21 protein-coding genes are annotated in these 24,318 nt (G+C 59.6%); 8 read left to right on the top strand and 13 right to left on the bottom strand.

The annotated features are described in order from the left end of the window. The first annotated feature begins 3 nt into the window (after positions 1–3). Positions 4–1,026 (top strand): putative transporter, encoded by a 1,023-nt coding sequence (locus BW958_RS18620; protein WP_076577407.1) that lies wholly within the window; start codon positions 4–6, stop codon positions 1,024–1,026. Next, a complete protein-coding gene (locus tag BW958_RS18615; protein ID WP_083687408.1) occupies positions 1,016–1,801 on the top strand; it encodes a TonB family protein in 786 nt (261 codons plus the stop codon). Before BW958_RS18620 ends, BW958_RS18615 begins: the two co-directional genes overlap by 11 nt. Before the next feature lie 87 nt (positions 1,802–1,888). Here the strand turns inward: BW958_RS18615 and BW958_RS18610 are convergent, their stop codons facing one another. Genes BW958_RS18610 through BW958_RS18595 form a run of 4 tightly spaced genes read right to left on the bottom strand, consistent with a single transcriptional unit; the run spans position 1,889 to position 6,582 of the window. Next, positions 1,889–3,406, bottom strand: coding sequence for a DHA2 family efflux MFS transporter permease subunit (locus BW958_RS18610; protein WP_076577405.1), 1,518 nt, complete (start codon positions 3,404–3,406; stop codon positions 1,889–1,891). Between the two features lie 11 nt (positions 3,407–3,417). Next, complete coding sequence (locus BW958_RS18605; protein WP_076577404.1) at positions 3,418–4,608, bottom strand: HlyD/EmrA/EmrK family protein; 1,191 nt, start codon at positions 4,606–4,608, stop codon at positions 3,418–3,420. Positions 4,609–4,621: 13 nt separating this feature from the next. Then, a complete protein-coding gene (locus BW958_RS18600; protein ID WP_076577403.1) occupies positions 4,622–6,058 on the bottom strand; it encodes an efflux transporter outer membrane subunit in 1,437 nt (478 codons plus the stop codon). 17 nt (positions 6,059–6,075) lie between these two features. Beyond that, a complete protein-coding gene (locus tag BW958_RS18595; RefSeq protein ID WP_076577402.1) occupies positions 6,076–6,582 on the bottom strand; it encodes a MarR family winged helix-turn-helix transcriptional regulator in 507 nt (168 codons plus the stop codon). A gap of 257 nt (positions 6,583–6,839) precedes the next feature. Between BW958_RS18595 and BW958_RS18590 the strand changes: the two genes are divergently transcribed. From BW958_RS18590 to BW958_RS18580, 3 genes are all read left to right on the top strand, one after another. Continuing rightward, the gene (locus BW958_RS18590) at positions 6,840–7,541 is read left to right on the top strand and encodes a type 1 glutamine amidotransferase domain-containing protein (RefSeq protein ID WP_076577422.1); all 702 of its coding nucleotides are present in this window, start codon (positions 6,840–6,842) and stop codon (positions 7,539–7,541) included. A 36-nt stretch (positions 7,542–7,577) separates the two neighbouring features. Further along, the gene (locus BW958_RS18585; RefSeq protein WP_076577401.1) at positions 7,578–8,687 is read left to right on the top strand and encodes an NADH:flavin oxidoreductase/NADH oxidase; all 1,110 of its coding nucleotides are present in this window, start codon (positions 7,578–7,580) and stop codon (positions 8,685–8,687) included. 123 nt (positions 8,688–8,810) lie between these two features. Then, positions 8,811–9,278, top strand: a complete 468-nt coding sequence (locus tag BW958_RS18580) for a DMT family transporter (protein WP_143233145.1) — start codon at positions 8,811–8,813, stop codon at positions 9,276–9,278. A 3-nt stretch (positions 9,279–9,281) separates the two neighbouring features. Here BW958_RS18580 and BW958_RS18575 read toward each other — a convergent pair whose 3' ends face one another. Further along, a complete protein-coding gene (locus BW958_RS18575; protein ID WP_076577400.1) occupies positions 9,282–9,689 on the bottom strand; it encodes a winged helix-turn-helix transcriptional regulator in 408 nt (135 codons plus the stop codon). Between the two features lie 87 nt (positions 9,690–9,776). Between BW958_RS18575 and BW958_RS18570 the strand changes: the two genes are divergently transcribed. Further along, complete coding sequence (locus BW958_RS18570; RefSeq protein ID WP_076577399.1) at positions 9,777–10,628, top strand: SDR family oxidoreductase; 852 nt, start codon at positions 9,777–9,779, stop codon at positions 10,626–10,628. Positions 10,629–10,688: 60 nt separating this feature from the next. Here BW958_RS18570 and BW958_RS18565 read toward each other — a convergent pair whose 3' ends face one another. Beyond that, positions 10,689–11,909: an MFS transporter gene (locus tag BW958_RS18565; protein WP_218641785.1), complete on the bottom strand. Its 1,221-nt coding sequence runs from the start codon at positions 11,907–11,909 to the stop codon at positions 10,689–10,691. Positions 11,910–12,180: 271 nt separating this feature from the next. On the opposite strand from BW958_RS18565, the gene BW958_RS18560 reads away from it, so the two are divergent. Together BW958_RS18560 and BW958_RS18555 are read left to right on the top strand one after the other, a co-directional pair. Next, positions 12,181–13,164: a quinone oxidoreductase family protein gene (locus BW958_RS18560; protein ID WP_083687404.1), complete on the top strand. Its 984-nt coding sequence runs from the start codon at positions 12,181–12,183 to the stop codon at positions 13,162–13,164. A 127-nt stretch (positions 13,165–13,291) separates the two neighbouring features. Continuing rightward, a complete protein-coding gene (locus BW958_RS18555; protein ID WP_076577398.1) occupies positions 13,292–14,113 on the top strand; it encodes an aldo/keto reductase in 822 nt (273 codons plus the stop codon). Positions 14,114–14,188: 75 nt separating this feature from the next. Here BW958_RS18555 and BW958_RS18550 read toward each other — a convergent pair whose 3' ends face one another. The 7 genes from BW958_RS18550 to BW958_RS18520 all read right to left on the bottom strand — a co-directional run bounded on the left by BW958_RS18550 (position 14,189) and on the right by BW958_RS18520 (position 24,309). After that, a complete protein-coding gene (locus BW958_RS18550) occupies positions 14,189–15,211 on the bottom strand; it encodes an AraC family transcriptional regulator (RefSeq protein WP_076577397.1) in 1,023 nt (340 codons plus the stop codon). 403 nt (positions 15,212–15,614) lie between these two features. Further along, positions 15,615–17,084 carry an efflux transporter outer membrane subunit gene (locus tag BW958_RS18545; RefSeq protein ID WP_076577396.1) on the bottom strand — a complete coding sequence of 490 codons (1,470 nt, stop codon included), beginning with the start codon at positions 17,082–17,084 and terminating at the stop codon, positions 15,615–15,617. 43 nt (positions 17,085–17,127) lie between these two features. Continuing rightward, positions 17,128–20,295 carry an efflux RND transporter permease subunit gene (locus tag BW958_RS18540; RefSeq protein ID WP_076577395.1) on the bottom strand — a complete coding sequence of 1,056 codons (3,168 nt, stop codon included), beginning with the start codon at positions 20,293–20,295 and terminating at the stop codon, positions 17,128–17,130. A 76-nt stretch (positions 20,296–20,371) separates the two neighbouring features. After that, positions 20,372–21,553, bottom strand: coding sequence for an efflux RND transporter periplasmic adaptor subunit (locus BW958_RS18535; protein WP_083687403.1), 1,182 nt, complete (start codon positions 21,551–21,553; stop codon positions 20,372–20,374). 354 nt (positions 21,554–21,907) lie between these two features. After that, the gene (locus BW958_RS18530; protein ID WP_143233144.1) at positions 21,908–22,657 is read right to left on the bottom strand and encodes an ABC transporter ATP-binding protein; all 750 of its coding nucleotides are present in this window, start codon (positions 22,655–22,657) and stop codon (positions 21,908–21,910) included. Then, positions 22,650–23,501 (bottom strand): ABC transporter ATP-binding protein, encoded by an 852-nt coding sequence (locus BW958_RS18525; protein ID WP_076577394.1) that lies wholly within the window; start codon positions 23,499–23,501, stop codon positions 22,650–22,652. The genes BW958_RS18530 and BW958_RS18525 overlap by 8 nt, the downstream gene beginning before the upstream one ends. Beyond that, positions 23,491–24,309: an ABC transporter permease gene (locus BW958_RS18520; protein ID WP_218641784.1), complete on the bottom strand. Its 819-nt coding sequence runs from the start codon at positions 24,307–24,309 to the stop codon at positions 23,491–23,493. Before BW958_RS18520 ends, BW958_RS18525 begins: the two co-directional genes overlap by 11 nt. Positions 24,310–24,318 lie beyond the last annotated feature (9 nt).

Here is a 24,318-nt window from a genome sequence, read left to right as displayed (position 1 = left end):
GTCATGTTTCGATCCTTTTTTCTCGACCGACGCTGGATGCTCTGGTCGGTGGCAGGCAGCCTCCTGATCCTGGCAACCACCTGGTTCAAGGTGCAGCTCGACGTGGCGGTTAATAGCTGGTTTGGCGAATTCTACAACCTGATTCAACAGGCGCTGAGCCGCCCGCACGCTATCAAACAAGAGGCGTTGATTGGCCAGCTATGGAGCTTTGCCAAGATCTCGGCAGTGTTTGTGTTAGTCGCCATCCTGCTCGAATTTTTTATCAGTCACTACGTGTTTCGCTGGCGCAGCGCGATGCATGACTACTACTGCCAGCACTGGCATAAAGTGCGTCATATCGAAGGGGCTGCCCAGCGGGTGCAAGAAGACACCATGCGCTTTGCCCGCATCCTTGAGACACTCGGCGTCTCGTTGCTGCGCTCACTGATGACCCTGCTCGCCTTCTTGCCGCTGTTGTGGGGCTTGAGCAGCCACGTGCGCGAGGTGCCGCTGCTGGGCGAGGTCAACCATGTGCTGATCTACGTGGCTATTCTCTCTGCGTTGTTTGGCACCTTGCTGCTGGCACTGGTCGGGGTCAAGCTACCTGGGCTTGAATTTAACAACCAGAAAGCCGAGGCGGCGCTGCGCAAAGAGCTGGTGCTGGGTGAAGATGACGAGGCGCGGGCCACGCCGCCATCGCTGAGCGAGCTGTTTGGTCACGTCCGGCGCAACTACATCGTGATGTATCGCCACTATCTTTACTTCAATCTGGCCAAGTGGTCCTATCTGCAGTTCTCCAGCATCCTGCCCTATGTGGTGATGGCGCCGACAATTGTCAGCGGCGCGATTACCCTTGGCATCTTGCAGCAGATCCAGCGCGCCTTTGGTCGGGTCGCCGGCTCGCTCGAGTTTCTGGTCAACAGCTGGTCCACCATCGTCGAGCTGATGTCGGTCTACAAACGCCTGCGCGCCTTTGAGCTTGAGATTGAACGAGCGCCCGACGTGCAAGACCACCGCGAGCAGGAGTGGCAAGGTGATGTGGCCTAGGATGCAGCGTGCCGGTGTGCCACACCCTGATGAGCGCTTCCGGCAGGCAGTCAGCCTGCTGGCGGCGCTCGCCCTGCACGGCGCACTCTGGTGGGGCGTCACAACCCACTGGCCCAGCGCACCGGAGGCTCAACCACTGCGCCATGAAGTGCGCATCAGTCTGGGGCTGAAAACCGCATCGGCAGGTAGCAGGCAAAGCCAGAAGGCGCAGCGCGAGCAGCCCAAGCGCACCGAGCAAGTGGTCAAGAAAACCCCGCCCGAGCCACAAAAACTGGCGGTGACCCGTCCGGTCAAAAAACAGGTGGCGCTGAAAAAACCCGAGAAAAAAGTGGAGCAGCCCAAACCGGTCAAGCCTGTCGCGCAAGCGCCGCAGCCGCCAAAACCGGCGCGCGCCGCGCAAAAAGAGGGGCAAAGCGGGGTACAGGGGGGCGATCTCTCCCCGGTCAAAGCCAAAGAGACCGGCCAGCATCAGCAGTCTGGCGGCGCCAAGAGCAGCGATCTGCACGATCTGGCGGTGCGCGAGCATCTGCTCTCGAAAAAGCGCAATCCCAGAGTGCTGGGACGGGTGCGCGACGGCGCGGTGGAAGTGACCTTTACCATCGACCGCAGCGGTCAGGTATTGCGCCACGCGCTGGCCAAAAGCTCGGGCGTCAGCCAGTTCGATCGTGAAGCCATCAAGCTGGTGGCCCTTGCCGCCCCCTACCCCAAGGCGCCAGCCGATGTGCACTGGCAGCAGCGCGATTACCGCATCACCATCCGCTACGCCATTCGTTAGCTCACCCATAAAACCAAGCCCGGCGAATGCCGGGCTCATTTTTATCATCCATTGAACCGTCACACTGAGTGTGCAACACCATTACGTCTAGTGCGCGGCACCGCCGGAGGCCTTGCCACCAAATGGCGGCCGGGTGGTCAGAAACACCAGCGGCGCCAACAGCACGAACATCCACATCAGCAAGGTGAACAGATCCAGCGCCGACATCATGTACGACTGCTGGGTAATGATCCCGTTGATGCTGAGCAAGGCGCTACCATCACCGCCGGTATAGGCACTGGCCAGCGGGTTGTAGGGGTTCACCTGCTCGCTTAAGTTAGCGTGATGAATGCTGGCGTTGTGCGCCCAGTACCAGGTAGTCAGCGACGAGGAGAAGCTGGCGCCCAGAGTCCGCACAAACGTAGACAACGACGCCGCATCCGCAATCGCCGGGCCGGACAGATCCGAGAGCAGAATGGTGGTGAGCGGCATAAAGAACAGCGACACCCCCAGCCCCATCAAAAACTGCACCGCCGCCACATGAGGGAAATCGACCTCCATGTTGAAGTGCGAGCGCAGCAAACAGGTGAGGCTGATGACCAAAAATGCCCCGGCCCCCAGTTTGCGCATGTCGATGCGTGTACCAATACGCCCCAGCACCGGCGACATAAACAGCGGAATCACCCCCATCGGCGCCGCCGCCAGCCCGGCCCACACCGAGGTGTAGTCCATCTGGCTTTGCAACCACTGCGGCAGGATCAGGTTGATGGCGAAAAAGCCCGCATAACCCAAGGTCAACAGCGTGGTGCCGATGCAGAAATTGCGATTGGCAAACAGGCGCAGGTTGATGATCGGGTGATCATCGGTCAGCTCCCAAATCACCAGGAACACCAGCGCAATGGCCGCGAAAATCGACCCGCCAATGATCCAGGGGTTGCTGAACCAGTCCAGATCGTTGCCCTTATCGAGCACCAGCTGCAGCACGCCAACCCCTAAGGTCAGCGCGGTAAAACCGATGACATCGAGGCGTGAGTGACTCGGCGCATGGGGGCGCTCTTTGAGCTGGCTGCGCACCACCATGATGGTGAAGATGCCGATCGGAATATTGATAAAGAAGATCCAGGGCCAGCTGTAGTCATAGGTCAGCCAGCCACCGAGGATGGGGCCAACAATCGGCCCCACCACCGCCACCATCCCCAGCAAAGAGAGCGCCATGGCGCGCCGCTGGGGCGGGAAGATCGACATCATCAGCACCTGGCTCATGGGAAACAGCGGCGCAGCCGCCAACCCCTGCAGGGCGCGAAACAGCACCAGCTCTTCAATCGAGCTGGAGGCCCCGCACAAAAACGAGGTGAGGATAAAACAGGCCAGCGCCCAGACATACAGACGCACCTCCCCCACCCGGCGGCTCAGCCAGGCGGTGATCGGCAGGCCAATCGCGTTGGCAACCGTGAAGGAGGTAATCACCCAGGTTCCCTGGTTCAGGCTCACGCCCATGTTGCCCGAGATAGTCGGCAGCGACACGTTGGCGATGGTGCTGTCGAGCACCTGCATGAACACCCCGAGCGAGATGGCAAAGGTGCACAGCGCCAGATTACGGGGCTGGAATCCTTGTTGCTGACTCATAAGATCAACCTTTACTGCTTGGCATACAGCGCGCTGCTGCCCTTGTCACTCTCGGCGATGATCTCGTTGATCAGCGCGTCGATGCTGTCATCCTGACGGGTGTAGACATCGGTCTCGTAACGGGCTTGGGTCGGCGTGGTATCGGCCAGCAACTTGCCGTCGGTATCACGCGTGTCCACGGTCACGGTCATGGAGAGACCGATACGCAGCGGGTGCTTGGCCAGCTCTTTCTCATCGAGCTGAATGCGAACCGGCAGGCGTTGTACCACCTTGATCCAGTTGCCGGTGGCGTTTTGTGCCGGCAGCAGGGAGAAGGCGCTACCGGTACCGATACCCAGGCTTTCTACCTTGCCGTGGTACTCCACCTTGTCACCGTACAGATCGGCGACCAGCGTGGCCTGTTGGCCGATGCGCATTTCACGCAGCTGGGTCTCCTTGAAGTTGGCATCCACCCACACCCCTTGCAGCGGCACGACCGCCATCATGGTGGCTCCCGGCGTGACGCGCTGACCGACCTGGGCGTTACGACGGGCCACATAACCGGATACCGGCGCCACCAGACTGGTACGGGTCTTGTCGAGATAGGCCTGACGCAGCTTGGCAATGGCAGTTTTCACCAGCGGGTGGGTTTCTACTGTGGTGTTGACCACCAGCGCTTGTTGGGCACCAAGTTGCTGACGGGCGGCCAGCAGCGCCTTTTCAGCGGCGTTGACCATGTCTTGTGCGTGGCTCAGCTCTTCTTGGGAGAGACCACCGGCCTTGACCATGTTCTGACGACGGGCAAGGTCAGCCTGGGCTTTGCCCAGCGCGACTTTCTGCTCGGCCACCACCGCCTTGGCCTGCTCGGTATTGGTAAACATCGAGCGCACCTGACGCACGACCTGACCCAGATTGGCCTGAGCGTTGTCAAAGGCGATGTCCGCATCGCTGTTGTCAAAATGGACCATCTCCTGGCCCTTGCTGACGAAATCGCCATCATCAGCAAAGATACGGGTCACCGTGCCCGGGATTTCCGGGGTGATCTGCACCAGGTTGCCATTGACGTAGGCATCATCGGTCTCTTCTGTACCGGCCACCATGGTGTAGTACCAACCGGTGGCGCCGACACCGGCAATAACCAGTGCCGAGAAGAAAATCATCAGGCTCTTCTTGCGCTGGGCGGACTTGGCAGAAGCGTTCGGTTGGGTTGTTGTCTGGCTCATAATAGTTTCCGAATTAACCACGCTGATGTTCGTTATTGCTAGGCAGCGAGAATCCGCCACCCAGAGATTGAATAAGCTGCACCTTGGCATCCTGCTGCTGCGCTTGCAGGTTGCTGGCGACCGATTCCGCTTGCAGCAGTTGCTGCTCGGCCATCAGGACTTCAAGCTGGCTGCCCATCCCGGCCTGATAGCGGTTCTCGGTGATCTGATAGCTGTGCTCAGCCAGTTGGACGCTCTGGTTGGCATCGTCAATCTGACCGGCGATCGATTTAAGGATCAGCACCTTGTCGTTGACCTCTTCGAGGGACTTGACCAGGGTCTGGTTGTACTGGGCCACAGCCAGATCGTAATCCGCCGTTTTGCTCTTAAGATTCGCTTTAAGCTCGCTCTGATAAAGCGGCAGCGACAAGGCCGGGCCGACACTGCCGTACTGACTGGTGGCACCAAAGAAGCTGTCACCAACCAGCGATTTCACGCCAGCCGCGGCCGACAGATTGAGGTTGGGGTAAAACTCGGTCTTGGCCGAGGCGATCTCTTTATTTGCCGCTTCCACCCGCCACTTGGCCGCTACGATATCGGGGCGATGGCTCAACAGTTCAGCCGGCAGGTTGCCAGGCAGGGCCAGTGACGCATCGAGGGTCAGGGTCGGGCGGGCAATCGTCAGCGCGCGATCCGGGCCGGCACCGAGCAAGGCTGCCAGGGTGTTTTTGAACTGCTCGACACTTAAGCTGCGCTGCTTGAGCACCTGACGGGCCGACGCTTCGGCGCTTTGCGCAGTGTAGAGGCGGTCTTCCGAGGTCAGGCCGTTTTGCAGCAGACGCTCGGTGATAGAGGCCATGTTACCGGTGCGCTCCAGATCCTTTTTCGCCAGATCTTCCATCACATAGGCATTAGCCAGCTGCACATAGGTGCGCACTATGCTGCCAGTCAGCAGAATATCGGCGGCGCGGCGATCCACTTCGGCGGCCTTGGCGTTGTTTACGCTCGCTTCCCAGGCGGCACGCTTGCCACCCCACAGATCGAAGCTGTAGTTAAACGACAGGCCGAGATTGCGTTCGGTGCCGTAGACATGGCCAACCCCACGGTAGTCATCGAGCTTGGAGAGCCGCACTCGGGTCAGGCCGGCATTGGCGCCGAGCACCGGCTCAAGCAGGGCATCGCTGGCGTCGACACCGGCTTCGGCCTGGGCCAGCCGGGCATTGGCCAGCTGCAAGTCGGGGTTACTCTTGAGCGCCTCGGTAATCAGCGCATTGAGTTGGGTGTCGTGAAAACCGGACCACCACTGCTCATTGGGCCAGGCGGCCGCAGAGAGGTGAGAGAAGGATTGACCACTGGCCAGCTCGGTCATGGTCCCCGGCTGGTTGTGCGCCCGGATATTATCGGGGGCGGCACACCCTGCCAGAAGCAGGCTACCGGCAACCGCCGAAAGGAGAAAAATTCCACTACGCATGTGTCTCATCTGTCCTGTTAATTATCTGTTTCACTGTGATTGAGCGCAGCTTGAGCGGCGTGCTGGCAGTGGTGCGGGCCGCTAGCCCCTATCAACACTTTGCGTAGCAACTGCTTGAGCATGGCAAATTCATCGGGCTCGAGCCCGCGGGTCAGCTCGGCAAGGGCGTTTTGGGCCAGCGGCATCGACTGGCGCATGATGGCGTAGCCCTCGTCGGTGAGATCAATCAAGGTGGCCCGGCGATCTTCCGGTGACGGAATGCGCACCGTCAGCCCTTTTTTCTCAAGGCGATCGAGCATCCGGGTCACGGTGCTGGCATCGACCCCGAGGTAGTGGCCGATGTCACAGCCACGCGATTGGCCGCGATAGGCGATCATGAACAACACCTTGGCTTGAGCAGCCGTGATGCCCTGCGGGGCGAGGTGCTGATCGAGCAAGCGATCCTTGATCAGGTTGGTCTGCCCAAGCAGATAACCAATGCTTTCGGTCGGATCAATCAGAGGGAGGGACGTTTGCGTAGTCATCTTTTGCCTAATCATTAATTGACTATGCAAGTATTCTGCTCCTGCTCCTCACCAAGATCAATACGAATGTGATCTTTCTCTCACTTGGTTGTCGCAATAAAACCACCTGGTAACCTGTGACGGAAAAGAACCATCGGCGATCACCGATCGTGATATCAAAATTCGTGATAACGCCAATCAGAAATCAGCATTAGCCCCCGCCCTCCGACCTTTGCATGATGGCCCCCATCGCTAACCCCCACTGTCGGAGTATGACCATGATCAATACCGCTAAAATCCTGATAATCCTCACCTCTCACGCCACCTTGGGCAGCAGTGGGCAACCCACCGGCCTGTGGCTCGAAGAGTTCACCACCCCCTACTACGCCTTTATGGATGCCGGTGTGAAGGTGGATGTGGCCTCGGTGGCCGGCAATGTGGTGCCGGTGGATCCCCACTCCATCAAAGCGCAAGGACAAAACCCGGCCAGCGTCGAGCGCTACTTGAAAGACCCGGTCGCCACCGCACACCTAAAGCACTCGATTGCGCTTAAAGGGCTCAAGGCCGATGGCTATTCGGCTATCTTCCTGCCCGGTGGTCATGGCACCATGTGGGACCTGCCGAATAATCAGGATCTCGCCACCCTGCTCGGCAAAGCGTGGGCCGATGGCAAGGTGCTCTCTGCCGTCTGTCACGGTCCGGCCGGGCTGGTCAGCGTGAAAGATGAACACGGCAAGCCGCTGGTTGCCGGCCGCCACGTCGCGGCCTTTAGCAATAGCGAAGAGAAAATGGCCGGACTCGATCACACAGTGCCGTTTGCGCTGGAAACCCGCTTGCGTGAACTGGGTGCCCACTATGAATCCGGCCCGGACTTTGCCTCGTATGCGGTGCGCGATGGCCGCTTAGTCACAGGTCAAAACCCAGCGTCATCCGAGAAGGTGGCCGAGTTGGTCCTGCAGGCCCTGAGTGAGCAGAAGTAAGTCGTTATCGCATCAATATTGGAGACACAACACCCCATGAGTGCTCTGTTTACCCCGTTCAAACTCAAAGATGTCACCCTGCGTAACCGCATTGCCATCCCGCCCATGTGCCAATACAGCGCCGTCGATGGCATGACCAATGACTGGCACACGGTGCACTATGCCTCGCTGGCCCGCGGCGGCGCGGCGCTGGTGATTGTGGAAGCCACGGCCGTCTCGCCGGAGGGGCGTATCACCCCGGCCTGCCTGGGTCTGTGGGATGACAGCCAGATTGAAGGGTTGGCCCGTATCGCCCGCGCCATCAAAGCGGCCGGCGCCGTACCCGGCATTCAGATTGCCCACGCCGGACGCAAAGCCAATGCCCATCGGCCTTGGGAAGGCGATGATCATATCGCCAGCGATTCGCCCGATGCCTGGCAGACGCTGGCGCCATCAGCCATTGCTTACGGCGGCGGCCTGCCGCGCGTGCCCAAGGCCATGACGCTTGACGAAATTGCCCGGGTGCAGCGCGATTTTGCAGCCGCAGCCAAACGGGCCCGCGACGCCGGTTTTGAGTGGCTCGAGCTGCACTTTGCCCACGGTTATCTGGCCCAGAGCTTCTTCTCGGCGCACAGCAACCTGCGTGACGATAACTATGGGGGCAGCGTTGCCAACCGCAGCCGGTTTTTGCAAGAGAGCCTGGCCGCCGTGCGCGCCGTGTGGCCGGAGCACCTGCCGCTGACCGCCCGGTTTGGCGTGATTGAGTACGATGGACGCGATGAGCAGACGCTCACCGAATCCATTGAACTGGTGCGCTCACTCAAAGCGGGCGGGCTCGATTTTCTCAACGTCAGCGTCAATTTCACCATCGCCGAAACCCACATCCCGTGGGGACCGGCTTTCCTGGCGCCCATCTCGGAGCGAGTGCGCCGTGAGGCCGCGCTGCCGGTTGCCTCATCCTGGGGCATTGATGATCCCGCGTTGGCCGAGCAGGTGGTGGCCAACGGGCAGATGGATCTGGTGATGATTGGCCGCGCTCATCTGGCCAATCCGCACTACCCGCATCAGATGGCACTGGCGCTGGGTATCGAGCGGCCGGACTGGGTACTGCCCGCCCCTTATGCTCACTGGCTGGAGCGCTATAAGGGCAATGCCCGGCGCGCTTGATGTGACACACTTGAGCCAGCACTGATCGGAGTGGCATGATCGTGCATCCTGCCTATCAGTCTGACAGTCATTATGCGCAGGCGGCCTCGGGTCGCCTGCTTCATTTATTCCAAGGAGTGTTGCGTGAATCAGCTCTATTTGGTCATGGCGCTGGCCGGTGGCGCCGGTCTCTCCATTCAGGCCGCCATCAACAGCCGGCTCAGTGCCGGCGTGGGTGGCCAGCCACTGCTGGCGGCGCTTATTTCGTTTGCGGTCGGCACCCTGTGCCTTGGCGCCATCGCCTTGTGGCAGGCCGACTGGCAGAGTCTCGGCACGCAGCTTTCCAATCAGCCCTGGTGGCGTTGGCTCGGTGGTCTGCTGGGCGCCACCATCGTGTTTAGCTCGGTGTTTTTAGCGCCGCGCCTTGGGATCGCCAACACCATGTTCCTGTTTATTCTCGGGCAACTGGTGGCCGGCATGATCATCGACAGCCGCGGGCTGTTGCAGATGCCGGTGCGTCCACTCTATTGGTGGAAATTTGCCGGCCTTGGCATCATGTTTGGCGGACTGGCCCTGTTTATGTTTGGCGAGCGCTGGTTTGCCCGCAGCTGATGATTATGCCGAGGCTGCAGCCTCCCGACCGGCCAGCAGGCTCGGCAAATTAAGCTCAATCCAGTCGGCCAGCGCGGCCACGCGCTGCGCCGCCTCCTCGCCCAAGGGCGATAACGAATACTCCACGTGAGGCGGCACCACCGGATAAGCAATCCGGATCACTAACCCATCGCCTTCCAGCGCTTGCAGTGTCTGCGCCAGCATCTTCTCGCTCACCCCGTTAACCATGCGCCGCAGATCGCTAAAGCGCCGGGTATTTCCGCGCAGCGCCACCAGCACCAGTACGCCCCAGCGGCTGGTGATATGACGCAGGATCTCCCGTGACGGACACTCTTCGGCAAACACATTGCCCCGCGCCATCAGCTCGGCCAGGGTCAGCCCTTCTCTGTGGGTGTTCTCACTGTCACTCATTTCAATACTTACCTTTTTGTGCGTACTTGCTAAAAGTTAGTGTATCCAACATGCTGACCTCCGTCACCCATCTCAAGGAGTATTCACATGATTGTTGTTACTGGTGCGTCCGGCCAACTGGGCCGTCTGGTTATCGCCTCCCTGCTCAAGCGTGTCCCGGCCAACCAGATTGTGGCGGCGGTGCGCAGCCCCGAAAAAGTGGCCGATCTCGCCGCGCTGGGCGTTATCGTCAAGCAAGCCGATTACAGCCAACCGGACGCACTGGAGCAGGCCTTTGCTGGCGCCGATAAGGTGCTGCTGATCTCATCAAGCGAGGTCGGCCAGCGCTTGGCGCAGCACCGCAACGTGATTGATGCGGCCAAGCGCGCCGGGGTCTCGCTCATTGCCTACACCAGCTTGCTGCACGCCGACCGCTCCCCGTTGGCACTGGCCGATGAGCACAAGGCAACCGAAGCCTATCTCGCTGGCAGTGGCATACCCTTTGTGCTGCTGCGTAACGGCTGGTACAGCGAAAACTATCTGGCCAGTGTACCGGCGGCCCTGGCTCACGATGCCTTTATCGGTTGCGCCGGTGAAGGCCGTATCGCCTCCGCCGCCCGCGCCGACTATGCCGACGCGGCAGCCGTTGTGCTCACCCGTGCCGAGCAAGCCGGTAAGGTCTATGAGCTGGCCGGTGATGAGGCCTATACCCTGAGTGAGCTGGCCAGCGAGCTCAGCCGTCAGGCCGGCAAACCGGTGCCTTATGTCAATCTGCCGGAGGCTGAATTCAAGGGTGCCTTGCTCGGCGCCGGCCTGCCCGAGCCGCTGGCCGACCTGTTGGCCAACTCCGACAGCGGCGCCAGCCAGGGTGGTCTGTTCGATGACAGCCATACCCTGAGCGCCCTAATTGGCCGCCCCACCACGTCGCTCTCGACCCTCATCACGGCCGCACTGGCGTAACAGCCCAACAAGCAAAAGACCGGCGCAGGCCGGTCTTTTTCGTTGATATACAAAGGGCTATCACGCCGATTGCGCCGCGCTGGTTAAGGTCTGGCGCCGGGTCAGCAAGGGGAATATCTGCATCCAGACCCCCACCACCAGCAAGGTGCCAATGCCACCCAGCACAATGGCTGGCACCACACCAAACCAGGCTGCGGTCACACCCGATTCAAACTCCCCCAACTGGTTGGAGGTGCCGATGAAAATCGAGTTGGCGGCACTGACCCGCCCACGCATCTCATCGGGGGTCTCGAGTTGTACCAGCGAGGAGCGGATCACCACGCTCACCATGTCAGAGGCGCCAAGCACCAGCAGAGCCATCATCGACAGATAGAGGTTGCTGGACAGGCCAAAGACGATGGTGGCTACCCCAAACATCGCTACGGCGGCGAACATGATCTTGCCTACATTGCGTGTCAGCGGATGGCGCGCCAGATAGAGCGACATCAACACCGCCCCGAGCGCCGGCGAGCAGCGCAGCAGCCCCAGCCCCCACGGGCCGGTGTGCAGAATATCGCGCGCCACGATGGGCAGCAGCGCCGTAGCGCCCCCCAGCAGCACCGCCACCATGTCCAGCGAGATGGAGCCGAGGATCACCGGGTTACTGCGAATAAAGCGGATGCCACCAAACAGGGTGTCGAGGGTCACCGGTGTGCGGGCCCGCCCCTGATAGGCGTAGTGCAACTTGAACAAAAACAGCGACGAGATCAAAAAGCAGAGCGTGCTGGTGCCATACAGCACACCGGCGCCAAGCAGATAGATAAGCCCGCCCAGAGCTGGACCGGCAATGACAGTCGCTTCGCGGGCCGACGCATTGAGCGCCATAGCGCGTGGCAACACCTCGCGCTCGACCAGATTAGGCAGCAGCGCCTGAGTCGCCGGCATTTCAAAGGCGCGGGTCGCCCCAAGCATGGCGGCGCAGCCATAAATCAGGTGCGCCGAGATGGTGCCATTAAATGAGGTCACCGCCAGCACCAACACCGTCAACGCCATCACCACCCGGCACACCAACATGATGGTGCGGCGGTTGTACTGATCGATCACATGCCCGGCATAGAGGGTCAGCGCCAGTTGCGGTAAGAATTGGACCAAGCCGACCAGCCCCAGATTGAGCGCGCTGTTGGTCAGGTCATACATTTGCCAGCCGATGCCCACCACCAGCATCTGAAAGGCCAGCGAAGAAGCGATCTGGCCGAGCCAAAAGCGCATAAAGAGAGGGTGTTTAAACAGTGAGGAGTCCACAGCCATTCCATTGATGATCACGTCACAAGGTCGCTTAGTGTACTCCTCTGTCATACAAGTGAAACTATTCGATGCGCTTTCCTCATAGGCAGCGGCTCTGCGGGCTGACTCTTCTTATCGGGCCCCACTGATTATCAACTTGAAGTTGCAACCCCATAAACCTGGCCACACGTTCTCCAGAAAGGGGGATGCTGCGAAAATAAACGCATCGCCACTGCCCTGCCAAACATCAGCGCAGGAGGTGGCGCACCATTAATCCTCGCAACGGGTCATGACTATGCAACTGATGCAACGTGTTATCGTGCAAGCTCTCGGTGGACCCGAGAGCCTAACCCTCGAATCCGGGCTGGCCACGCCCACCCCAGCAGCCGGCGACATTCTGGTTGAGATCGAAGGGGCTGGCATCAACTTTCTGGACATCAATTTGCGCAAAGGTTCCGGGGTACATGCCCTGCCTGCCCCATTCACCCTGGGTCTTGAGGGGGTCGGCCGTATTCGCGCCATCGGCGCTGGCGTCTCGTTGTCGGTGGGGCAGCGGGTGGCCTGGATCAACGTGCGTGGTTCATACGCCAGCCATCTGACCATGAAGGCCGACGCCGTCGTCTTGCTGCCGGATCACTTCACTGTCTCGCAGGGGATGCTGTTTCAGGCCATGACAGCGCACTATCTGGCCACTGAATATGCCGCCATCAAACCGGGCGATCGCGTGTTGGTGCATGCGGCGGCGGGGGGCGTCGGGCAACTGCTGGTGCAGTGGCTCAAGCATCTGGGCGCCTGGGTGGTCGGCACGACATCCAGTGAGGAAAAAGCAGCGGTGGCACGCGCTGCCGGGGCCGATGCGGTGATCAACTACGGCCGTGACTACCAGTTTCTCGACGCGTTGCTGCGCCTGACCGACGGGCGCGGCGTCAACCTGGCATTTGATTCCGTTGGCGCAGCGACCTTTGCCAATTCGGTAAAAAGTCTCGCCCGCGGCGGCATGGCGGTCAGTTGCGGTATCTCGTCCGGCCCGCCCCCGGCCATCGCCCCTTCCCAATTGACGACGGCCTGCACCCGCATCGGCGCCGGTTCAGTGTTTAGCTATATCACCGAGCCGGGTGAGTACCAGCGCCGAGCTAACAGCATCATCGCTGGCATTCAAGACGGCTGGCTCAGGATGCCCGATGCCACCGCCTATCCGATGGAGCGGGTCAGCGATGCCCATCGGGATATAGAAAGTCGCTTGACTCATGGCAAGCTTTATTTGGTGCCGTAAACATAACGCGTTATTTTTACGTAGCAATTGCTCGGCTTAACCAACCTATTTTGATAATCTTTCAACACTCGTCATAAAGGGATGTTTGGCTCAATGTCCATTGTGCTAAATATCCCTTGGAGAACCTATGGAAAAACAGATTCGATTGGCTGATGGTCGTTATATTCCGGCATTAGGTATGGGATCATGGCACCTTGCTCAAGGGCGACATCCTATTTCGCAAGAGCTGGCTGCATTAAAACGTGGACTCGAGCTAAATATGTCTCTTATCGATACGGCGGAGGTGTATGGCAATGGCGAATCGGAAATCTTGGTCGGCAAAGCGATTGCTCGACAACGCGATGATGTTTTTTTAGTCAGCAAGATTGCCCCCAATAATGCGGGCAATCTGGAAAGTATCAAAAACGCCTGTATCCAGAGTCTGTCGCGTCTTGGCACCGATTATCTGGATCTCTATTTGCTGCACTGGCGCGCCGGGATCCGTCAACTGGATCTGCTGGTCGAGAGTTTTGAACAGCTCAAACGTGAGGGGCTGATCCGTGCCTGGGGTGTCTCCAACTTCGGGGTCAGGGATATGGAGGAGTTGCTAGAAACGCCGAACGGTCATGCCTGCGCCATCAACCAGATCTCCTACAGCCTGTTTGACCGCGCCGCCGAGCATCGATTGATCCCATGGAGCCAGCAGCATGGCATCCCTGTCATGGCCTACTCCCCCTTGGGCAGCAGCAGTCAATTTACCGAAGAGAGCGTGCTTGAGCGAATTGCGCAAAAGTACGCGGTGGCACCTTCCGCCATTGCCATTAACTGGTCCATGAGAAATGGGATGACCACCGCCATCCCCGAATCCGGCACGCCAGCGCATATAGAGGAAAACGCCCGGGCCCTGACCATTGAGCTCGATGAGCAGGATCTGGCCTTACTTAATCGCAGCTACCCGCTTTTGTCTTAACACTGCACGCCAACCGCCATACAAGAAAAAGCCCGCCGATAACGTGCGGGCTTTTCGTGCTCACCGGATGCCAGGCTATTGGCGGTAAACGGCGCCACTGGCGGCGCTGCGCTGTAACTCGCGCCACTCACCCGGAGACATCCCCTCCCAGCCATTGAATGCCCGATAAAACGAGTTGGTATCTTCGTAGCCAAGCAGGTACGCCGTTTCGTTGAGCTCAATCGTACTGTGCTGCAAATAGGAGCGGGCCAGCTCGCGGCGCGTCTCCTCCACCAATTGCTGAAAAGTGATGCCCTCATCGGTCAATCGCCGCTGCAAGGTTCGCGTGCTCATCGCCAGCTCTTTGGCCAGCGATTGCAGCGTCGGGCGCCGGCCTGCCAGTGTGCGTTTGAGCACCTGTTTGACGTTATGGCCGACCTTGGCATTGTGATCATGCTCCTGCAACTCGATATCAAGTTGCGGACCAATCACGGCGAGCAGCTCTTCATTGTGGGTATAAAAGGGGAAATCCAGATCGCGGGTGCGAAACACCAAGGCATTGCGCGGGGCATTAAAGGTGATCTCGCAGCCAAAGTGGCCCTCCAGTAACACGCGCTGCTCGGGGCCACGCGTCAATTCGATGCGCAACGGGCGGATATGCCCGTCCGAACCATGCCGCGCCACTCTGGCCATCCAAGAGAAAGCAGTATCAGTCATGATATGGGGCTGTGGCTCGCTCGCCTCGCTGTAGTAGATATCCATGATCGCTTCATCCCCTTTCACTTCGAGACGAATCTCTTCCGGACACACCAGACGTTTATAGCGTGCGATACGCTGCAGCGCATCACGCAAACAGCTGCTGCACACCGCCGCAATCGCCATGGGGTGGTGCCGCTCAAGGGGCGTTTCGGCGCCCAGTTTCAGACCAAACGCCACATCATTGCAGTTTTCTGCAATCGCCTTCCACAAGGAGAACAGCTCAGCCGTGGTCGCATAAATCTTGTCTTGCTGAAAAAACAGCTCGGGCAGCCCAGCTTTGCGCTGCAACAGATCCAAAGAGAGGCCCAGTTCAGTGATGCGCAGCATCCACTGTTTGGAAATGCGAAAGCGATCGTTCATCGTGTGGCGTACTCAATCAAAAAGAATAGTGAGACCCTCTCAGGTCGCTGATACAACGCGCAGAACATTTTGGTAGATACCGCGTTTTAGCAAACACCGTTATCTGACATAACCCCCTGCAGTCATTCATAGGGATGATATGTCACAGGCACCGTTAAAGGGTCATTCGAACCTGTTAATGAGATGACCTATGAAAATAGTATAGCCCATCACTTATCATTCCTTATTATTAAACACTTATTAGCTTATTGCTTTTTCATGGCAAGACTCATCAATATGTCATTATTGCCAGAGGCGGTCAGGTGCAGCAATAGACAGTGGCATCATTGCCGCACCTGTATCGATATTTCTTAATATGAATGCCGTGACTCATATTAATCTGTTATTGCAACACGCTGGCACCTCAGGTCTTGCTTGGCGCCTCATCAGCCACATATTCCGGCCAACCGCCCGCCATGGCCCGATATAATGACACAACGGCCAAGGTATATTCGACCCGACTCTGTGTCAGTGCATCCTGGCTTTGCAGACGCATATTTTGGGCATCCAGCAGCTCCAGCAGATCGATAGCACCCTGATCAAAGCGCACCTTGGCGACCTCAGCGGCACGCACGCTGGCGGCGGCAGCCTGCTCCAGATGCTGGCGTTGCTGCTCATTGCGTGACACCTGAACCAGCGCATTCTCGGTCTCTTCGAGCGCAGTGAGGACAGTTTTCTGATAGCTGGCCAGATCCCCGGCTGCCTGCGCATTGCTGGCGGCGATGCGGGCGCGAACCCGACCCACATTCAAAAATGACCCATCCACCCCGAGCGTCAGCGACCGTGTCTCGCTGTCTCGTGCAAACAGGGCGCCCGCATCCAGAGCCTGAGTACCGATCAAGCCCCCCAAGGTGAAGCGAGGGAAGAGATCGGCGGTGGCCACACCGATGCGCGCCGTCGCCGCGGCAAGGCGATGCTCGGCAGCAGCGACATCGGGACGCCGACGCAGCAGCTCACCGGGTGCCTGTATCGGCACATTGGCAGGCAACTGCGCGAGCGGCGCCGGCACCTCCAGCTCGCTAATCAACGCCTCGGGCACATTACCGGTCAGCACGCCGATGCGGTGGGTGGCCAGCGCAATTTGCGCTTCCAGCGGCGGGATGCTGGCGCGGGTGGTTTCGAGCTGGGCACGGCTTCTATCGACATCGAACGCGCTGGCCATCCCCGCCCCTTGCCGCAGTTGCAACAGCGTCAGGGTTTGCGCCTGGTTCGCCGCGTTGTCGCGGGCGATGCCCAGCTGATCCTGCCAGCCACGCAGCTGGAAGTAGGTCTGGGCCAGCTCCCCCACCACCGCCACCTGCATGGCCGCGATATCATCGGCACTGGCACGGGTGTCGGCGCGCTGCGCCTCCACAGAGCGCCGCACCCGGCCAAACAGATCCAGCTCCCAACTAAAGCCAACACTGCCCTGGTATTGGTGATAATCGCGATCGGCCGCCGCGACACCAGGCTGCTGACTGGCACTGTTACGCTCATTACTTGCCTGCGAGCTGGCGGTGAGGGTAGGCAGCAAGTCGTACTTTGCGCTCCCGAGCAGCGCATTAGCTTGCTGATAATTGGCCAGTGCCAGCTGCACATCCTGGTTATGACGCAGCGCCAGCTCGACCAGTTTGGTCAGCTCCGGGTCGTTAAAGCCGCGCCAGAATGCCGGCTCCGCATCAGGAGCCGGCTGTTGATGCACGCTGGCATCCACACGGGCATAGCGACTGACGGCCGGCAACTCTGGACGTTGATAGTCTGGCCCGACACTGCACGCGGATAGCAGTGCAGCGAGGCTCACCGTGAGCACGCTAAGCACGCTTGGGGATGGGTGGGTTTTCGAGTTTACATACATAGCAAAGTCACTCGTCCAAAAAGAGGTTGGAATGCGCCCGGGCTCAGAGCGGATCGCCAGCGAAGGTTGACTCGCCATGCTGGACCAAGGGCCGGCCGGAGAGTTTACGCAGCGCCACATAGAAGACCGGTGTCAGAAACAGGCCAAACAGCGTCACCCCGAGCATCCCGGCAAAGACCGTAATACCCGTTACCGAGCGCACTTCCGCCCCGGCGCCCGTGGAGAGCACCAACGGAATCGTGCCAGCGATAAAGGCAATGGATGTCATTACTATCGGACGCAGCCGCAGCCGGCATGCCTTCAACGCGGCCTCGACAATGCCACGACCGTTCATCTCCAGCTCGCGGGCAAACTCGACGATCAGGATGGCGTTCTTGCACGCCAGCCCCATCAGCACCACCAGCCCCACCTGAACGAAGACGTTGTTATCGCCACCGGTCATCCAGACTCCGAACAGCGCCGAGAGCAGCGTCATCGGCACAATCAGGATCACCGCCAGCGGCAGGGTCCAGCTTTCATACAGTGCCGCCAGCACCAGGAACACCAGCAAGATCGCCACCGGGAAGACGATAAAGGCGGCCTTGCCCTGGGTAGCCTGCTGATAGCTCAAGTCCGTCCACTCGGTGGTCATTCCCACCGGCAAGACCTGCCCGGCGATATCGGTCAGCTTGCCCATCACCTGCGCCGACGAGAGCATGCGCGGATCGGCCTCACCGGCCAGATCGGCGGCGGGATAGCCGTTAAAGCGCAGCACCGGGTCCGGACCGTAGGTCTCCTTGATGGTCACCATCGAGCCAATCGGCACCATCTCACCGCGCGCATTGCGGGTTTGCAGCTTGCCGATGTCCTCCACGCTATTGCGAAACTCCCCGTCCGCCTGCGCAATCACCTGCCAGGTGCGGCCAAACTGGTTGAAGTCGTTGACATAGGTCGAGCCCAGGTAGGTCTGCAGGGTATCAAACAGCTCGGTCAGCGCGACCCCTTGCGCCTTGGCTTTGACGCGATCCACATGAGCATCGAGTTGCGGCACATTGGCCTGATAACTGGTGATGGGATAGGCCATGCCCGGTGTCTGGACTACGGTGCCCTGCATCGCCTGCACCGCCTCTTGCAGTTTGCCGTAACCGAAGTTGCCACGGTCCTCGATAAACATCTGATAGCCATTACCGCTGCCAAGCCCGAGGATCGGGGGCGGCATCATCGAGAAGGCGAACCCCTCTTGCAGGCCGGCGATCTTCTGGTTTATCTCGGCATTGATCTGGGCGGCCGTGCGGCCATTACGCTCGGCAAACGGCTTGAGCGGAATGAACGCCACCCCGGTGTTGGGCGTGTTGGTAAACTGCAGCGCATTAAGCCCCGGGAACGAAATGGTGTGCGCCACCCCATCGGTCTCTTGTGCAATCTGGGCGACCTTGCGCAGCATCGCGTCAGTGCGGGCAATCGACGAGCCTTCCGGCAGTTTTACCCCGGCGATCAGATAGAGCTTGTCTTGAGTTGGAATAAATCCAGGCGGCACCAACTTGAACATCACACCGGTCGCGCCCAGCAGCAGGGCATAAACCACAAACACGGCGCCACGGCGGCCAAGAATGCGAGAGATGCTGCGCTCATAGCGCGCGGAGCTCGACGTAAAGACCCGGTTAAACGGACGGAACAGCCAACCGAGCAGGGTGTCAATCAGTCGGCTCGGACCATCCTTGGGTGCATCGTGCGGCTTGAGCAGGCGGGCGGCGAGCGCCGGCGACAGGGTCAAGGAGTTGATGGCCGAGATCACAGTCGAGATAGCGATCGTGACCGCGAACTGCTTGTAGAACTGACCCGTGACACCGGACAAAAACGCCATCGGCACAAATACTGCGCACAGCACCAGCGCGATCGCAATGATCGGCCCGGAGACTTCACGCATAGCTTGGTGCGCCGCCGCAACGGGTGAGAGCCCCTCTTCAATGTTACGCTCGACGTTCTCCACCACCACGATGGCATCGTCCACCACAATCCCGATGGCGAGCACCAGACCGAACAGGCTCAAGGTGTTGATAGAAAAACCCAACACATAGAGGGCCGCAAAGGTCCCCACCACCGAGACCGGCACCGCGATCAGCGGGATGATTGAGGCGCGCCAGGTCTGCAGGAACAGGATCACCACCAGCACCACTAGCAACACCGCTTCGAGCAGGGTGTGCACCACGGCGCTGATCGAATCGCGCACAAAAATGGTGGTGTCATAGACCGCTTCGTACTTCACATCAGACGGGAAGGTCTTCTGCATCTGGTTCATCGTATTGATGACCGCATCGCGGATCTCGAGTGCATTAGCCCCCGGCGACTGGAAGATACCGATACCGACCGCATTTTTGCCATCGAGCTGGGAGCGCAGGGTGTAATCACCGGCGCCGAGCTCAAGGCGAGCCACATCGGCCAGCCGCACCACCTCGCCGTTATCGCCATTTTTCAGCACGATATCGCCGAACTCCTGCTCGGTGCGCAGGCGCCCCTGGGCGTTGATCAGCGTGAGGAACTGGCTGTTTGGCATCGGCTCGGCACCCAGTTGGCCAGCCGACACCTGCACATTTTGCTCGCGCATGGCGCTGATCACATCACTGGCTGTCAGACCCAGCGCGGCGATCTTGTCCGGATCGAGCCAGGCTCGCATGGCATAGTCACCGCCACCGAACACCCGGGCATCACCGACTCCCGGGATCCGGGCCAGCGCATCTTTCACATTCAGACGCGCGTAGTTACGCAAGTACAGGGTGTCGTATTTGCCACCCGGCGAGGTCAAATGCACCACCATCAGAAAAGTCGGTGACTGCTTCTGGGTTGTGACCCCCTGACGGCGCACATCCTCTGGCAGACGGGCCTGGGCCTGCGCCACACGGTTTTGTACCTTGACCGCAGCCTCGTCGGGATCGGTGCCCGGACGGAAGGTGATGGTCATCTGCAACACGCCATCAGAGCCTGCGACCGACTTGAAGTACATCATGCCTTCGACGCCATTGATCGCCTCTTCCAGCGGCGTGGCCACGGTTTCGGCGATCACCTTGGGGTTGGCGCCCGGATAGACGGTGCGCACTACCACTGAAGGCGGCACTACTTCCGGGTACTCGCCCACCGGCAAGTTCGGTATGGTGATCAATCCCGCAGCGAAGATCACGATCGACAACACCGCCGCAAAGATTGGCCGATCAATAAAGAAACGGGAAAAGTCCATGGAATTGGTCCTTAAACAGACGGTTCGAGAGGCACCGCTCGTGTCAGCACACGCGCAGCGATGGACATTGGCTCGGTCATTTCACTGCCGCCGTCAATGCTGCCGCACCCTGCATCGGCACCTCTTTGGCGTTCACCGGCATGCCCGGCATGAACACCTTCTGATAGCCTTCGATAATCACGCGATCGCCAGCCACCAATCCTTTCTCGATGATGCGAAGCCCTTCGGCTTCTCGTCCCGGCACCACGTCACGGCGCTGGGCCTTGCCCTCCTTATCGACCACAAAGACATATTTGCGGTCCTGATCAGTGAGCAGAGCCTTGCCGTCAATCAGCACGGTACTGGGTAGGCGACCACCTTGCAGGCGCACACGGGCAAACAGACCGGGGGTCAAAACGCGATCTTGGTTGTCAAGAATGGCGCGAACGCGAAGGGTGCCGCTGCTGCGCTCCACCCGGTTGTCGAGAAAGTCGACCTCGCCACGATGGGGAAAGCCCTCCTCGTTGGAGAGCCCAACCTGCACCGGGATGGTGGCACTCTGGCCGCCAAGGCCAGTGCGGGCGCTCTGGGTGTAACGCAAGAAGGCATTCTCATCGATGTCGAAATAGGCATACATCTTGTCTTGCGACACCAAGGTGGTCAGCACGCTCGCAGCGCCATCTGCCGTGACCAGGTTGCCCTTGGTCACCAGCGCTCGCCCTGCCCGGCCGACGATCGGCGCGCGCACCTGGGTCCACGCCAGATTGAGCTTTGCGGTATCGACCGCAGCCTGAGCCGCCATCACATCGGCCTGCGCGGCTTGATCGGCGGCGTTGCGCTGCTCCCACAGCTCGGTCGAAATAGCGTGTTGCGCGACCAGAACCTTGGCGCGGCGGGCTTCATTACGGCTCTGGGCTGCCTCACTGGCCGCACGAGCGAGCTGCGCATTGGCGCGTGCCAGCTCGGCACGGTAATTTCGGGCGTCGATAGTGAACAGCACATCGCCTTTTTTCACCTCCTGACCCTCCCGATAGTTCACGCTCTCGAGGTAACCGGATACACGGGGACGCAGATCGACACTTTGAATGGCTTCAATGCGGCCACTGTATTCATCCCACTGGGTCACCGGCTTGACGACAACCTGCGCCGCGCTCACCTCGGGCGGAGCAACCGATACCGGGGCGGCATTGTCGTTGCAGCCTGCCAGCAACAGCGTGCCGAAGGTAAGCATGGCCAACAAAGGCGACTCGCTACGCCGCAAAAAATGGTGGTTTTTCATATGGATGATTCCAATGGTGGAACGGAAACGGGATATACCATGACAAAACAGACGCCCAAACGAGACTTGCATCACAGATTGAGCCAGAGCAGAACAATACAAGGGGCAACAAATAACCTATAGGCAGAACGCGCCAATCTACTTGCCAAACGCGCCAACCCGTTAAGATTGCGTTAATTGGGAAAATAGATGCGTTCTAATTAATTGAAATAATTGCTATTTATTGAGTAGACGGCCGTCAGATGACCGCAAATATTCGGTGAAAAGCAAACTGAAATCAGGTGGAAATATCACGCCAAGATGCCAAACGCGCCAAGCTGACCAGGCACCGTTTAGCACGGTGCCTGGTCACAACTAGCCCGCAACCAACGTAGGCGGCGCAGTCATCGACGCAACATTGCTCTGGGTTTGCCATGAAGACGGAGCCCCCAACAGACGACCTGCTTGCATATGCACAGCGCGATCACACATGTGATCGACCACATCCTGATCATGGCTCACCAGTAACAGGGTGAGCGACTGACTGCGTTTGAGGCTATTGAGCAGATTGAGGATCTCGGCCTGCACCGACATATCCAGCGCCGAGGTCGGCTCATCGAGCAGCAGCAATCTCGGTTGCAACAGCAAGGCCCGCACGATCGCCACCCGTTGCCGCTGGCCGCCAGATAACTGGTGGGGATAGCGATCTGCGATATCAGCTGGCAGCCCGACCTGCTCGAGCAAGCGATCAATCCGGGCGTCGATATCGGACTCGTTGAACACAATCAGCGGCTCACGCAAGGTGCGCCGAATTCGGTGCTTGGGATGCAGCGAAGCGTAAGGGTCCTGAAACACCATCTGCACATCACGGCGCAGCGCCCCCACAAAACGCTGGCCCGGTTGCAGCGTCTGACCAAACAGATCGAACTGGCCACGCCAGTGGCGGTTTAACCCCGCCAGCGTCCAAAGCAGCGATGACTTGCCGCAGCCAGAGGGACCAACTAACCCAAAGCACTCGCCGGCTTGCAGCGAGAGATCAACATCATGCACCACCTCACGCAGGCCATAGCCCACCGGATGGCTGACATGAAAATGCCGAAGAGTTACTGGAGCGACATTACTCATAGACAACCTCGTTGGCAGGACGCTGAAATACCGGCAGCGGCTGGCCATGGGTATGGCGGCCGGGACGGCAAGCCCAGAGCGTACGGGTATAGGGGTGCTCGGCATGAGCCAGCGTCGCTGCGTCACGCTCATCAACCAGCTCGCCCTGATACATCACCATCACCCGCTGGCAATAACGGGCCACTTGGGGCAGATCATGGCTGATCAGCAGCAGCCCGGTGTGATGCTCGCGAGTCAGGGTAATCATCAGTTGCAGCACCTGCTCACGCAGCACGGCATCGAGCGCCGAGGTCGGCTCATCGGCAATCAGCAAACGCGGCTCGGTAATCAGCGCCATGGCCAGCATCACCCGCTGTCCCATGCCACCGGAGAGCTGGTGCGGATAGGCATGTTGCAACTGCTGCACATTGGGCAACCCCACGGCATCGAGCATATGCAACATCTTTTCGTGCCGCTCACGGCGCCCAAGTCGGCTATGCAGTTGCAAAGGCTCTGCCACCTGAACGCCAATTGGCAGCACCGGATTAAGCGCATATTTGGGATCTTGCAGCACCATGGCGACCTGCTGGCCTCGCAGCGCTGACCAGCGCCGCTCGCTCATGCCCAGCAGTGACTGGCCACCTAATGACAGGTGCGTGGCACTGACCCGGCAGGCGGCGGGGAGCAGTCCCATCAAGGCTCTGGCGGTGAGTGATTTGCCCGAGCCCGACTCCCCCACCAGCGCCAGACATTCGGTCTGCATCTGAAAACTGATGCCGCGCACCAGGGCGCGCTGTGAGTCGGCCAGGGTGATGCGCAAATCCTGCACATCAAGCAAGGGAGAAAGAGCAGGTTCAGTGGCCATGTCGAGGATCCATCTTGTCGCGCAGGCCATCGCCCAGCAGATTAAAGGTAAGGCTGGTTAGCAAAATTGCAGCGCCGGGGCCGGCGGCCACCCACCACTGATCGAAGATAACCTTGCTGCCCTCAGCCACCATGGCGCCCCATTCGGCAAGCGGCGGCTTGACCCCCATACCCAAAAAGCCCAATCCGGCAGCGGCCAGAATGATGCCCCCGAGGCTCAAGGCTGCGCGCACAATGGCACCGGGCAGACACAGGGGCAGCATATGCCCAAGTAACAGTCGCAGCCCTGCAATACCCTGCATCTGGGCCGCAGCCAGATAGTCACTGCGGCGCAGTGTGACCACCTCGGCACGAGCCTGACGGGCAAACGCCGGCCAACTGGTCAGCGCCAGTGCCAATGCGCCATTGAGTAACCCCGGCCCCAGAATGGCGACAAATGCCAGTGCGATAACCAGGCTCGGCAGCGCCAAAAACGCATCAGTGATCCGCATCAGCACAAGTTCAACCCAGCCGCCGCGATAACCGGCCGTCATGCCCACCAGCAATCCAAGTGGTACGGTGAGCAGCAGAATCAGTGCCACCAACAGCAAGGTGGGACGGGTTCCAAACATCACCCGTGACAGCAGATCGCGGCCAAACCCGTCGGTTCCGAGCCAATGTTCGGCAGAAGGTGCCAGCAGACGCTGGTCGATATTCTGAATGTTGGGGTCGTAGCTGGTCAGCCAGGGGGCCAGTAGCGCGATCACTAGCAGTAGCGATAGAAGCGCGCTCCCAACTGATAACGTATTAATTCGTAACGGTTTTAACATGGCATTACT

The sequence above is a fragment of the Aeromonas sp. RU39B genome, from assembly GCF_900156095.1.
Lineage (GTDB): Bacteria > Pseudomonadota > Gammaproteobacteria > Enterobacterales > Aeromonadaceae > Aeromonas.
Note: the sequence above shows the minus strand (reverse complement) of the source record. Positions and strands in the feature narration are given on the sequence as shown.

Coding starts and splice junctions, on each gene's coding strand:
- BW958_RS18620 (WP_076577407.1), top strand. CDS start 4: ATGTTTCGATCCTTTTTTCTCGACCGACGCTGGATGCTCTGGTCGGTG.
- BW958_RS18615 (WP_083687408.1), top strand. CDS start 1,016: ATGTGGCCTAGGATGCAGCGTGCCGGTGTGCCACACCCTGATGAGCGC.
- BW958_RS18610 (WP_076577405.1), bottom strand. CDS start 3,406: ATGAGTCAGCAACAAGGATTCCAGCCCCGTAATCTGGCGCTGTGCACC.
- BW958_RS18605 (WP_076577404.1), bottom strand. CDS start 4,608: ATGAGCCAGACAACAACCCAACCGAACGCTTCTGCCAAGTCCGCCCAG.
- BW958_RS18600 (WP_076577403.1), bottom strand. CDS start 6,058: ATGCGTAGTGGAATTTTTCTCCTTTCGGCGGTTGCCGGTAGCCTGCTT.
- BW958_RS18595 (WP_076577402.1), bottom strand. CDS start 6,582: ATGACTACGCAAACGTCCCTCCCTCTGATTGATCCGACCGAAAGCATT.
- BW958_RS18590 (WP_076577422.1), top strand. CDS start 6,840: ATGATCAATACCGCTAAAATCCTGATAATCCTCACCTCTCACGCCACC.
- BW958_RS18585 (WP_076577401.1), top strand. CDS start 7,578: ATGAGTGCTCTGTTTACCCCGTTCAAACTCAAAGATGTCACCCTGCGT.
- BW958_RS18575 (WP_076577400.1), bottom strand. CDS start 9,689: ATGAGTGACAGTGAGAACACCCACAGAGAAGGGCTGACCCTGGCCGAG.
- BW958_RS18570 (WP_076577399.1), top strand. CDS start 9,777: ATGATTGTTGTTACTGGTGCGTCCGGCCAACTGGGCCGTCTGGTTATC.
- BW958_RS18560 (WP_083687404.1), top strand. CDS start 12,181: ATGACTATGCAACTGATGCAACGTGTTATCGTGCAAGCTCTCGGTGGA.
- BW958_RS18555 (WP_076577398.1), top strand. CDS start 13,292: ATGGAAAAACAGATTCGATTGGCTGATGGTCGTTATATTCCGGCATTA.
- BW958_RS18550 (WP_076577397.1), bottom strand. CDS start 15,211: ATGAACGATCGCTTTCGCATTTCCAAACAGTGGATGCTGCGCATCACT.
- BW958_RS18545 (WP_076577396.1), bottom strand. CDS start 17,084: ATGTATGTAAACTCGAAAACCCACCCATCCCCAAGCGTGCTTAGCGTG.
- BW958_RS18540 (WP_076577395.1), bottom strand. CDS start 20,295: ATGGACTTTTCCCGTTTCTTTATTGATCGGCCAATCTTTGCGGCGGTG.
- BW958_RS18535 (WP_083687403.1), bottom strand. CDS start 21,553: ATGAAAAACCACCATTTTTTGCGGCGTAGCGAGTCGCCTTTGTTGGCC.
- BW958_RS18530 (WP_143233144.1), bottom strand. CDS start 22,657: ATGAGTAATGTCGCTCCAGTAACTCTTCGGCATTTTCATGTCAGCCAT.
- BW958_RS18525 (WP_076577394.1), bottom strand. CDS start 23,501: ATGGCCACTGAACCTGCTCTTTCTCCCTTGCTTGATGTGCAGGATTTG.
- BW958_RS18520 (WP_218641784.1), bottom strand. CDS start 24,309: ATGTTAAAACCGTTACGAATTAATACGTTATCAGTTGGGAGCGCGCTT.